The organism is Bradyrhizobium genomosp. III, from assembly GCF_000261705.1.
GTDB classification, from domain to species: domain Bacteria; phylum Pseudomonadota; class Alphaproteobacteria; order Rhizobiales; family Xanthobacteraceae; genus Bradyrhizobium; species Bradyrhizobium ottawaense.
Genome location: NZ_AJQF01000169.1, coordinates 1 through 10,186, shown reverse-complemented (window position 1 = coordinate 10,186; position 10,186 = coordinate 1). Strand labels below are relative to the sequence as shown.

The 10,186-nt window shown below is 64.1% G+C and carries 11 protein-coding genes; 6 read left to right on the top strand and 5 right to left on the bottom strand.

Features of this window, described 5'->3' with window-relative positions:
• The 3 genes from IC66_RS0114775 to flaF form a co-directional block, all read left to right on the top strand.
• Positions 1-1,398 (top strand): DUF1522 domain-containing protein (locus tag IC66_RS0114775; protein ID WP_038948124.1); only part of this gene is annotated, 1,398 nt, incomplete at its 5' end.
• A 219-nt stretch (positions 1,399-1,617) separates the two neighbouring features.
• The gene (locus IC66_RS0114770; RefSeq protein WP_028142743.1) at positions 1,618-3,906 is read left to right on the top strand and encodes a DUF1522 domain-containing protein; all 2,289 of its coding nucleotides are present in this window, start codon (positions 1,618-1,620) and stop codon (positions 3,904-3,906) included.
• 292 nt (positions 3,907-4,198) lie between these two features.
• Complete coding sequence (flaF, locus tag IC66_RS0114765) at positions 4,199-4,567, top strand: flagellar biosynthesis regulator FlaF (protein ID WP_008554779.1); 369 nt, start codon at positions 4,199-4,201, stop codon at positions 4,565-4,567.
• Positions 4,568-4,683: 116 nt separating this feature from the next.
• Here flaF and IC66_RS0114760 read toward each other — a convergent pair whose 3' ends face one another.
• The 4 genes from IC66_RS0114760 to IC66_RS0114745 form a co-directional block, all read right to left on the bottom strand.
• Complete coding sequence (locus IC66_RS0114760) at positions 4,684-5,043, bottom strand: hypothetical protein (protein ID WP_028142744.1); 360 nt, start codon at positions 5,041-5,043, stop codon at positions 4,684-4,686.
• 164 nt (positions 5,044-5,207) lie between these two features.
• Positions 5,208-5,702, bottom strand: a complete 495-nt coding sequence (locus IC66_RS0114755) for a hypothetical protein (RefSeq protein WP_028142745.1) — start codon at positions 5,700-5,702, stop codon at positions 5,208-5,210.
• 11 nt (positions 5,703-5,713) lie between these two features.
• A complete protein-coding gene (gene flgJ / locus IC66_RS0114750; protein WP_028142746.1) occupies positions 5,714-6,082 on the bottom strand; it encodes a flagellar assembly peptidoglycan hydrolase FlgJ in 369 nt (122 codons plus the stop codon).
• Positions 6,082-7,206 carry a flagellar basal body P-ring protein FlgI gene (locus IC66_RS0114745; RefSeq protein WP_028142747.1) on the bottom strand — a complete coding sequence of 375 codons (1,125 nt, stop codon included), beginning with the start codon at positions 7,204-7,206 and terminating at the stop codon, positions 6,082-6,084. Before IC66_RS0114745 ends, flgJ begins: the two co-directional genes overlap by 1 nt.
• A gap of 284 nt (positions 7,207-7,490) precedes the next feature.
• Between IC66_RS0114745 and IC66_RS0114740 the strand changes: the two genes are divergently transcribed.
• On the top strand, positions 7,491-7,904 hold the full coding sequence (locus IC66_RS0114740) for a flagellar assembly protein FliX (protein ID WP_018321841.1): 414 nt from the start codon (positions 7,491-7,493) through the stop codon (positions 7,902-7,904).
• A 139-nt stretch (positions 7,905-8,043) separates the two neighbouring features.
• Here IC66_RS0114740 and IC66_RS0114735 read toward each other — a convergent pair whose 3' ends face one another.
• Positions 8,044-8,415, bottom strand: coding sequence for a winged helix-turn-helix transcriptional regulator (locus tag IC66_RS0114735; protein ID WP_028142748.1), 372 nt, complete (start codon positions 8,413-8,415; stop codon positions 8,044-8,046).
• 149 nt (positions 8,416-8,564) lie between these two features.
• Here IC66_RS0114735 and IC66_RS0114730 point away from each other — a divergent pair, with 149 nt between their 5' ends.
• Positions 8,565-9,176 carry an NAD(P)-dependent oxidoreductase gene (locus IC66_RS0114730; RefSeq protein WP_038948123.1) on the top strand — a complete coding sequence of 204 codons (612 nt, stop codon included), beginning with the start codon at positions 8,565-8,567 and terminating at the stop codon, positions 9,174-9,176.
• Between the two features lie 215 nt (positions 9,177-9,391).
• Positions 9,392-9,757: an RNA polymerase-binding protein DksA gene (gene dksA, locus IC66_RS0114725; RefSeq protein ID WP_008554760.1), complete on the top strand. Its 366-nt coding sequence runs from the start codon at positions 9,392-9,394 to the stop codon at positions 9,755-9,757.
• The last annotated feature ends 429 nt before the right edge of the window (positions 9,758-10,186 follow it).

Below are 10,186 nucleotides of genomic sequence, written 5' to 3'. Positions count from 1 at the left end.
GGTGCCGGCGCCGTCACGCTGAAGAGCTCGACGGGCGCGGATCTGAGCGTCACCGGCAAGGCCGACCTGCTCAAGTCTCTCGGCCTGACCACATCTTCGGGTGCAGGCAATGCCAGCTTGAACGTCAACCGGACTACGACCGCGGGCTCGCTGGGTGCGACCATCGCGGATGGTTCGACGCTGAACGTCGACGGCCACGTCATCATCTTCAAGAACGCGCCGACCCCGGGCACGACCGGAGCTCCGAGCGTTCCGAGCGGGTATGGTGCGAACGGCAACGTCGTCACGGACGGCAACGGCAACTCGACGGTCTATCTGCAGGGCGGTACGGTCAATGACGTGCTGAAGGCGATCGACCTTGCCACAGGCGTGCAGACCGCGACGATCAACGCCAGCGGCGTCGCGGCGCTTTCGACCGCCACCGGCCAGTCGAACTCGACGATCAACACGTCCGGCCAGCTCAAGATCTCGACCGGCATCAACGCCGACCTGTCGATCACCGGCACCGGCAACGCGCTGAACGTGTTCGGCCTCGCCGGCAACACCGGAAACGCAACGGCCTTCTCCGCCGCCCGCACCTCCGGTATCGGCGGCCTCAGCGGCAAGACCTTGACCTTCTCCTCCTTCAATGGTGGCACGGCGGTCAACGTCACCTTCGGCGACGGTACCAACGGCACGGTCAAGACGCTCGATCAGCTCAACACGAAGCTTCAGGCCAACAACCTCGCGGCGACGATCGACGCCAACGGCCTGCTGACGATCACGGCGTCCAATGACTACGCCTCATCCACGCTCGGCTCCACGGCCGCCGGCGGTGCGATCGGCGGCACGCTCACTTCAGCGCTGACGTTCTCGACGGCTTCCACCCCCGTGCAGGATGCGGTCGCACAGACGGCGCGTGCCAATCTGGTGTCTCAGTACAACAACATCCTGAACCAGATCGACACGACCTCGCAGGACTCCTCGTTCAACGGCGTCAACCTCCTGAACGGCGACCAGCTCAAGCTGGTGTTCGACGAGACCGGCAAGTCGAGCCTGAACATCACCGGCGTGACCTACAACTCCAAGGGTCTGGGCCTCGCCGCGCTGACCGTCGGTGTCGACTTCATCGACAACGCGGCGTCCAACCGGGTGCTGACCAATCTGAACGCGGCGTCGAGCACGCTGCGCTCGGAAGCCTCGAGCCTCGGTTCGAACCTCTCGGTCGTGCAGATCCGTCAGGACTTCAACAAGAACCTGATCAACGTGCTGCAGACCGGCTCGTCCAACCTGACCCTGGCCGACACCAACGTCGAGGCGGCCAACAGCCAGGCGCTGTCGACCCGCCAGTCCATCGCGGTCTCCGCGCTGTCGCTGGCCAACACCTCGCAGCAGAGCGTGCTCCAGCTGCTTCGCTAATAAGCGACTGAAACTACTAAACAAAACCGGGCGGCGGGGTCATTTGTCCCGCCGCTCTTTTTTGCGTCCGGAGACGGGCAGGGGCGTTCATCGGCCATTAACCCTATCCCTTAAACCGGCGTTAACCATACTTTAAAGGAGACCCCCTAAGACTGGACAAAAGCCCGCTTTGCAGACCGCGCGGCCGATTCGTATCCGGTTCAAGAGGAAGACTCGCCAATGTCCAACATCGTTCTCTCGGCGTCCGTTCGCCAGAACCTGTTGTCGCTGCAGTCGACGGCCGACTTGCTGGCCACGACGCAGGAGCGGCTGTCGACCGGCAAGAAGGTCAACACCGCGCTCGACAATCCCACCAACTTCTTCACGGCGCAGGGGCTCGACAACCGGGCGAGCGACATCAGCAACCTGCTCGATGGCATCAACAACGGTGTCCAGGTGCTGCAGGCCGCCAACACCGGCATCACCTCGCTGCAGAAGCTGATCGACAGCGCGAAATCGATCGCCAACCAGGCGCTGCAGACCACGGTCGGCTATTCCACCAAGTCGAACGTCTCCACCACCATTCCCGGTGCGACGCCGGCCGACCTGCGCGGCACGACCTCCTATGCGAGCGCGACCGCCAAGAGCAACGTGCTTTATACCGGTGCTGCCGGTGGCACGACCCCGGTCACCGGGACTGCGGCGCTCGGCGCGTCGCTGGGTTCAAGCGCGGGTACGGTGGTCGGGTTCGCCGCGACGGCGGCCGACGGCACCACCGCACTCTCCGGCACCGCCACACTGGTCGGCACCACCGCATCCACCACATTCGGGAGTGCGCCTGCGGATGGCGACACCATCACGGTGAACGGCAAGACCATCACCTTCCGCACCGGCATCGCTCCGAGCACGCAACCGACCGGCTGGGGCCTCGACGCCAGCGGGCATATCGCCACCGACGGCAACGGCAATTCGATCGTCTATGAGGGAACGGCGGCTGCGCCCGGTGCGACCATCAACGACGTCCTCAGCGCGATCGACCTCGCCAGCGGCGTCAAGACCGCCACGATCAGCGCGAGCGCGGCGACCATCGCGGTCAGCGGTTCGGCGGGTCCTGTCGGTACGCTTCAGGTGGCATCGTCCATCACGGCGGGCGCTGTTACATTGAAGAGCTCGACCGGCGCCGATCTGAGCGTGACGGGCAAGGCCGACTTCCTCAACAAGCTCGGTCTGACCGCGGCGACCGGCGCAGGCAATGCGAGCGTGACCGCGAACCGGTCGACGACCGCCGGCTCGCTCGGCTCTCTCGTTCAGGACGGCTCGACGCTCAATATCGACGGTCACACCATCACGTTCAAGAACGCGCAGACGCCGCAATCGGCGGCGAGCGTCACGTCGGGTGGCGTCAGCGGCAACATCGTCACCGACGGCAACGGCAACTCGACGGTCTATATCCAGAGCGCGACGCTGACCGACCTGCTCAACGCGGTCGACCTTGCCACTGGCGTCAAGACCGCGAGCATCTTCAACGGCGCGGCGGCGCTGTCGACCACCGCGGGCCAGATCCCGTCGTCGGTCAACAGCAGCGGTCAGCTTGCGCTCTCCACCGGCATCAACGCCGATCTCTCGATCACCGGCACGGGCAACGCGCTCAGCGCGTTCGGTCTCAGCGGCAACACGGGAACGGCGACCGCCTTCACCGCTGCGCGGACCTCCGGTGTTGGCGGTGTCAGCGGCAAGACTCTGACCTTCTCCTCCTTCAACGGCGGTACGCCGGTGAACGTCACCTTCGGCGACGGCACCAACGGCACGGTCAAGACGCTCGACCAGCTCAATGTGCAGCTGCAGGCCAACCACCTGACGGCGACGATCGACGCCAACGGCGTGCTGACGGTCACCACCGTCAACGAATACGCCTCCTCGACCCTTGGCTCGACTGCCGCGGGCGGCGCGGTCGGTGGTACGCTCACCGGCGTGCTCGCCTTTACCACTGCACAGCCGCCGGTTCAGGATCCCGTCGCGCAGACGGCGCGTTCGAGCCTGGTCAGCCAGTTCAACAACATCCTGGCGCAGATCGACACGACGTCGCAGGACTCGTCCTTCAACGGCATCAACCTGCTCAACGGCGACACGCTGAAGCTGGTCTTCAACGAAACCGGCAGCTCCACGCTCGGCATCAACGGCGTCGTGTTCAACGCGGCCGGCCTCGGCCTCAGCAATCTCGTTCCCGGCACGGACTTCATCGACAACGGCGCCACCAACAAGGTGCTGGCCAGCCTGAATGCCGCCTCGAGCAGGCTGCGCTCGGAAGGATCGTCGCTCGGTTCGAACCTCTCGATCGTGCAGGTGCGTCAGGACTTCTCCAAGAACCTGATCAACGTGCTGCAGACCGGCTCGTCGAATCTGACCCTCGCCGACACCAACGAGGAAGCGGCCAACAGCCAGGCGCTGTCGACCCGCCAGTCGATCGCGGTGTCCGCGCTGTCGCTGGCCAACCAGTCGCAACAGAGCGTGCTGCAGCTGCTCCGCTAATCTCGCAGCGCAAGATCGCCACACGATATATCGCGGCGGGGCTAACGCTCCGCCGTTCTTTTGAGGGAGATCGCTAGGACAAGATTAGCTGAGATCGACACGCATCACGCGAGCGAGTTTACATCGTGCGTGCGTGGATCTAGCGTTGCGCTGACGAAGAGCTCCGCGACCCGTAATTATCCGGAGTGCTTCCAAGCACACATGTAAGCAAATCTTAAGCGGTGCTGCCTAGGGTTGGGAAAGAAATCCTTAAGCGCGTCCAACGCGCTAGGTAACCTCCAGGGTGTGATTGATGTCGAATTCCGCTGCCTCGGCTTACGCGCGCGTTGCAACGACCACTGCATCTCCTCGCGACATCGAGGCGCAGACCCTGCTCAAGGCCGCGAACAAGCTCCAGGATGCGGTGAACAACGCCGATCCGCTCAGCGAGCAGACCATGCAGGCGCTGATGTTCAACCGCAAGCTCTGGACCATCTTCCTGAGCGAGGCGATGCGCGACAACAATCCGCAGCCGATCGACGTCCGGCAGAAGATCGCCAACATCAGCGTGTTCGTGCTGAGCCAGACCGCCGCGCTGCAGATGAGCCCGCAGTTCGATCACTTCCGTCCGCTGATCGAGATCAACCGCAATATCGCCGCGGGCCTGTCCGGGCGACCGTGACGGCGACTCGTGATGGCCGCATCACGAGAATCCCAGACTAACTGTCCTTCGGAAACACGAATTTCGCGCTGACCGGTGCCGTCAGACGCAGAGCGTCGTTGCCGATCTCCCGATCGTCAGGCGCTGACGTCCGTGCTGAGCGGACGCGAGGGCTCGGACTTCATATCCAATGCATGGAAATAGGCCCGCCGGCGCAGCATCGCTTCGTCAGGGAACTGGTTGACCACCGCTTCGGTCTTGTCGTTGACGACCTGGAAGACCATGGATGCCGACGCCTGGTCGAATACGACCTGGCGCGAGACGTTCTCGTGGTTCGGCAGATCGTTGCGCACGGGTGCGCTCGTATCCGTCGCGGCGACCGTCTGGTTCACCGGAAGATCGGTTTGCACAGCCTCGTTCGCCGCCGCATTGGACGTCGTTACGATCTGCACGGGTGCCGGGATCCCCACCGGCCTGATGCTGAAATCTGTACTCATGGCAGCCTCCTGGTTGCCTAACGTGAGTCAAATCCCAACCCCTCTAATAACGCAACCATGGAACACCAGGACTGAAGACCCGGTAAGGAAACGTGACTAACCGCGCGACGATTTCGCCGCGCGGTTTTTCGTAAAATTGTCGGTTGTTTTTGTGCGCGCCCAGCTCAGAGCGAGCGGCTGACCGCGAGCGGCGTGATGTGACGCGGACCAGGAGCTGCGCGGCGACCTGCGGCAGTATAGGTGTTCGGCACGTTGCGCTTCTGGATCTCGGCATTGACGCCGCGCACGACGCTTTCGGAGACGGCGTGCGCGGTCGCGAGCACGGTGAGATTGACCTGCAGCATCGCGCGGAACGCATCGTGATGCCGGTGCAGCGTCGAGAGCAGCTCCGGCGCGGATTTCGCGAGCTGTGCCTGGTTCGCCTTCAACTGGCTGACGGCGCCGACATAGTTTCGCGACAGCTCCTGCTTCTTGCTCTCGAGCGTCATCGCCTCGCGGACCTTGCCGGCGCGAACGAGCTCGGTCTCGCGCTCGATCAGTCCGAGCAGGGCGCTCATCGCGTCCATCAGGTCTTCGGCGAGCTTGCGCGCCTCGGCGCTGCCGGGCGCGGTGTTCGGGCGCTGTTGCAGCTGCTGACGTGAGGCGTTGAAATGGTTCATCTCGTTTGACCTTATGCCGTGCGGATCGTTTTCGCCTGCTGCATGATGAGGGTGCGGTAGACTTCGGTGGCGACGCCGACGCCGCCGGCCTTGGCGAAGTTCTTGGAATATTGCTCGGTCAGCATCGAGCGCCACACGCCGGTGCCGGGCGTGTCGCCGAACGGGCCTTCGCCCTTCAGGCCCGAGGTCATCTGCGAGAACATGCTGTTGAGGAACATCGCCTCGAAGTCGGTGGCGGTCTTCTGCGCCCTGGCCTGCTGCTTCGGCGAGACCTTTTGTAGGGCGGCGGCGAGCTCGAAATCGGGCCGGCCGTTGCGGCTCTCGACCGAGAAGGCCGACGAGGTGGCAAGGCGCGGTGTGTTGATCGTGCCGGTCTGCATCACATCACCTCGATGTCGGCTTCGATGGCACCGGCGGCCTTGATCGCCTGGAGGATGCTGATCATGTCGCGCGGACCGATGCCGAGGCCGTTGAGGCCGTCGACGAGCTGCTGGAGCGAGACGCCGTCCTTGACGACGGCCAGCTTCTTGCCGTCCTCGGTGACGGTGACGCTGCTGCGCGGCGCGACCACGGTGCGGCCGCGCGACAGCGGGTTGGGCTGGCTCACCTGCGGGCTCTCGGAGATGGTGACGGTGAGGTTGCCCTGCGCGACCGCGACGGTGGCGACGCGGACGTCGCGCCCCATCACGATGATGCCGCTGCGTTCGTCGATGACGATCTTTGCGGCGAGATCGGGGTCGACCTGGAGCTGCTCGATCTCGGTAAGGAAGGCGACGACGTTGCCCTTGAACTCGGGCGGGACCGAAAGCTGCACCGTGGAGGGATCGATCGGTTCGGCGGTCTTGACGCCGAGATAGTCATTGACCGCGGCCGCGATCCGTTTGGCCGTGGTGAAATCGGCGTTGCGCAGCGCCAGGCGCACGTTCGGCAACCGATTGAGCGCGAACTCGATCTCGCGCTCGATGATGGCGCCGTTGGCGATGCGTCCCACGGTGGGAACGCCGCGCACGATCTTGGCCGCCTCGCCCTCGGCCTGGAATCCGGAGATCGCGAGCGAGCCTTGCGCTACCGCGTAGACATTGCCGTCGGCACCCAACAGGGGGGTGACGAGCAGGGTGCCGCCCTGGAGGTTCTTGGCATCGCCGAGCGCGGAGACGGTGACGTCCATGCGCGTGCCTTGCGTGGCGAAGGCCGGCAGATTGCCGGTCACCATGACGGCTGCGACGTTGCCGGTGCGGATGGTGGCGCCGCGGATGTTGACGCCCATGCGCTCGAGCATCGCCTGCAGCGACTGCTTGGTGAAGGGGATGTTGTTGAGCGTGTCGCCGGTGCCGTTGAGGCCGACGACGAGGCCGTAGCCGATCAGCTGGTTCTGCCGCACGCCTTCGATATTGGCGAGATCCTTGATGCGCGAGGTCGCAGCCGCCGGCGCGAACGACAGCACCAGCGCCGACAGCGCCGCGCAGGCCACCCCAACAATCCTCACCCAACGAACGCTTGGCATCCTCTGCTCCCCAAGGATCCTCAAAAGGCTCCTCAAATCGGAAGGACCTGCACGACACTCCCATGACGAGCTGGTCCGGCGCTGTCCTTGCGAGGGCTGTGCCAACCCGGGGCGGCGGGGATAGGCCGCTGAATAGGTTGAATAAATCTGTTTCGACCGGTGTCAGCCGGCGTTGTCCCTGAGGAGCGAAACTGCCGCCCGTCGGCAGATTTTGCCGGGCCGTTTACGCGCCGTTAACCATAAGACGGCGAAGGTGACCGCATCGATCACCCGGATTCCCTCCGATGCGCATCTACGGACCGAACGGCACGACGCTTGGAACGCCGGCCAACCAGGCCAGGCGGACCGGCTCCGGCACCTTCGTGTTGCCTGACACCTCGTCGGCGCAGGAGACCCGGAGCGCTGCCGCACCGAAGGCCGCCACCAACATCGACGGGTTGCTGGCGCTGCAGGGCGTCGAGGAGGACCCGGTCGAGCGCCGCAAGCGCTCGGTCACCCGCGGCAGGACCGCGCTCGACGTGCTCGACGATCTCAAGATGGGGCTCTTGGCCGGCAATCTCGACGCCTCGACCGTGATGCGCCTGCGCGATGCTGCGGCGAACCTGAAATCATCCTCCGGCGACCCTGGTCTCGATGCGGTGCTCTCCGAGATCGAGCTGCGCGTCGAGGTTGAGCTCGCCAAGGCCGGACGGGCCTAGCAGGCTGTCGTCGCCCTGGCTTGACCGGGCGACAGTCGTTTTCGAATCGAGAAGCCGCAGCGTACTCGATGCCCCGGTCGAGCCGGGGCATGACAGCGGAATTTAGAATGAGCGTGCGGCACTACCAAGAAAGCGCCCCTTACGCCGCTTCCTCCTTCTGCTGCGCGTCGTAGCGGCGCTGGGCGGCGAGAACGTCTTTCAGATTCTGCTCGGCCCAATCGCGCAGCGGATCGACTGCGCCGGCGAGCGTCAGCCCGAGCTGCGTGATCGAATACTCCACCGTGACGGGAACGGTCGCGATCGCATGGCGCCTGATCAGGCCGTCACGTTCGAGCGATTTGAGAACCTGGCTCAGCATCTTCTGCGAAATGCCTTCGATCGTGCGGCGCAACTGATTGAAGCGCATCGGCTCCTCGCGCAGCAGCAGCAGGATCAGCACCGCCCATTTGTCGCCGATGCGATCGAGAATCTGGCGGGTGGGGCAGTTCGCTGCATAGACGTCGGGTTTCATCGTCGGTCCTCGGAATCCGTTTTCGTCGCCCGCGGTGCGCGTGGCGGTTACCCTTGCGTAATCAGGTAAGCACAAAGTGCTCTCTTAACACCAGCATTCTTTGCGATATCTAGTCACTGTTAGTTACCAGAGAAGCAAAGGAGCCTTCCATGAAAATCGCAGTTGCCGGCGCCTCGGGTCGGGCCGGGTCGGAAATCACCAAGGAACTGTCCCGCCGCGGCCATGCGGTCACGGCCATCGCCCGGAACCCCGAGAAGATCGCGGCCCTGCCCAACGTCAGGCCGACCAAGGGCGACGTGCTCGACCAGGCGGGGCTTGCCAAGCTGTGGACCGGGCATGACGTCGCCGTGAGTTCCGTGCACTTCCTGGCCAGCGATGCGCGCAAGCTGATCGGCGCGGCGAAGGACGCCAAGGTTGGTCGCTACCTCGTCGTCGGCGGCGCCGGCAGCCTCGAAGTCGCGCCGGGCGTGAAACTGGTCACGACTCCCAATTTTCCGGCCCAATACAAGGCGGAAGCGGAAGCGGGCTCGGTCTTCCTCGACCTGCTGCGGCAGGAAAAGGATCTGAACTGGACCTTCATTTCGCCGTCGGCGCTGTTCATCGAGGGGGAGCGCACGGGGAAGTTCCGGCTTGGCACCGATCAGCTTCTCGCAGATGCGAACGGGAAGAGCTGGATCACCTTCGCCGACTACGCCGTTGCGCTCGCCGATGAGATCGAAAAGCCGGCCTATCTGAGGCAGCGTTTCACGGTCGGCTACTAGGCCTTCGGCCGCCCCCGGGCCCTCCAGGATAAACCTTCCTGTGCAAGGGCTTGGGGGCGCTAACCGGTTGCTCAGGGAAACATTGTCTGTCACAGGTGGCCGCTATATAAGGCCCCGCTCAACGGACCCCGTTCCGTTTGCGAGTCGTTGATTAGACAGATAGGCCGCCCTTGGAAAAGTTGAAAAACTACCGACCGACCGAAAAAGAGCCTTTCATGAACGACCGGCAGAAGGAGTACTTCCGCTTGAAGCTCCTCGCCTGGAAGGATGAGATCCTCAAAGAGTCCAAGCTCACCCTGCAAGCCCTGCAGGAGGAGAACGTCAACCACCCCGATCTCGCCGATCGGGCATCGTCCGAAACCGACCGTGCCATCGAGCTCCGCGCCCGCGACCGCCAGCGCAAGTTGATCGCCAAGATCGACGCCGCGCTCCAGCGTATCGAGGACAACACCTACGGCTATTGCGAGGACACCGGCGAGCCGATCTCGTTGAAGCGGCTCGAGGCCCGGCCCATCGCGACGCTCTCGGTGGAGGCGCAGGAGCGCCACGAGAAGCGCGAGAAGGTCTATCGCGACGAATAGAGCCCGAGCCGCCGCGTGCGGCTCTTTTGTTTTTGGCTCACGGCGTCGCTTGAACGCCGCTGGTCCGGCGCGTAGATTCGCGCCGTCATGATGGTTTGCACTCTCAACATCGCATCGGTCTTCTTCCTGGGCTGAGAGCAGGCGCCTCCGTCGCGGAGGCATTGCGTCCCGCAAGTTCGACTTGCGGCCTCCCAACCGATTGAGCCAGCCGGTTCCGCAGCGAGCGGACGATGAGGGCTGGCGAGCCTCCGAGAGATCATCATCATGACTGCCAATCCGCGCGCGTTCGACGACGCGCAAATAGCTAAATTCATCCGCGACGGCTTTGTCCGGATCGACAATGCTTTCCCCCGTGAGCTCGCCGAGGCGGCCCGCGTCATCATCTGGCGCGATCTGCCATGCAGCGAGCACGACCCCGCGAGCTGGACC

Bases quoted from the DNA above. Each gene is read 5' to 3' on its own strand.
- IC66_RS0114770 (WP_028142743.1), top strand. From the start codon at position 1,618: ATGTCCAACATCGTTCTCTCGGCGTCCGTTCGCCAGAACCTGTTGTCG.
- flaF (WP_008554779.1), top strand. From the start codon at position 4,199: ATGTCGAATTCCGCTGCCTCGGCTTACGCGCGCGTTGCAACGACCACT.
- IC66_RS0114760 (WP_028142744.1), bottom strand. From the start codon at position 5,043: ATGAGTACAGATTTCAGCATCAGGCCGGTGGGGATCCCGGCACCCGTG.
- IC66_RS0114755 (WP_028142745.1), bottom strand. From the start codon at position 5,702: ATGAACCATTTCAACGCCTCACGTCAGCAGCTGCAACAGCGCCCGAAC.
- flgJ (WP_028142746.1), bottom strand. From the start codon at position 6,082: ATGCAGACCGGCACGATCAACACACCGCGCCTTGCCACCTCGTCGGCC.
- IC66_RS0114745 (WP_028142747.1), bottom strand. From the start codon at position 7,206: ATGCCAAGCGTTCGTTGGGTGAGGATTGTTGGGGTGGCCTGCGCGGCG.
- IC66_RS0114740 (WP_018321841.1), top strand. From the start codon at position 7,491: ATGCGCATCTACGGACCGAACGGCACGACGCTTGGAACGCCGGCCAAC.
- IC66_RS0114735 (WP_028142748.1), bottom strand. From the start codon at position 8,415: ATGAAACCCGACGTCTATGCAGCGAACTGCCCCACCCGCCAGATTCTC.
- IC66_RS0114730 (WP_038948123.1), top strand. From the start codon at position 8,565: ATGAAAATCGCAGTTGCCGGCGCCTCGGGTCGGGCCGGGTCGGAAATC.
- dksA (WP_008554760.1), top strand. From the start codon at position 9,392: ATGAACGACCGGCAGAAGGAGTACTTCCGCTTGAAGCTCCTCGCCTGG.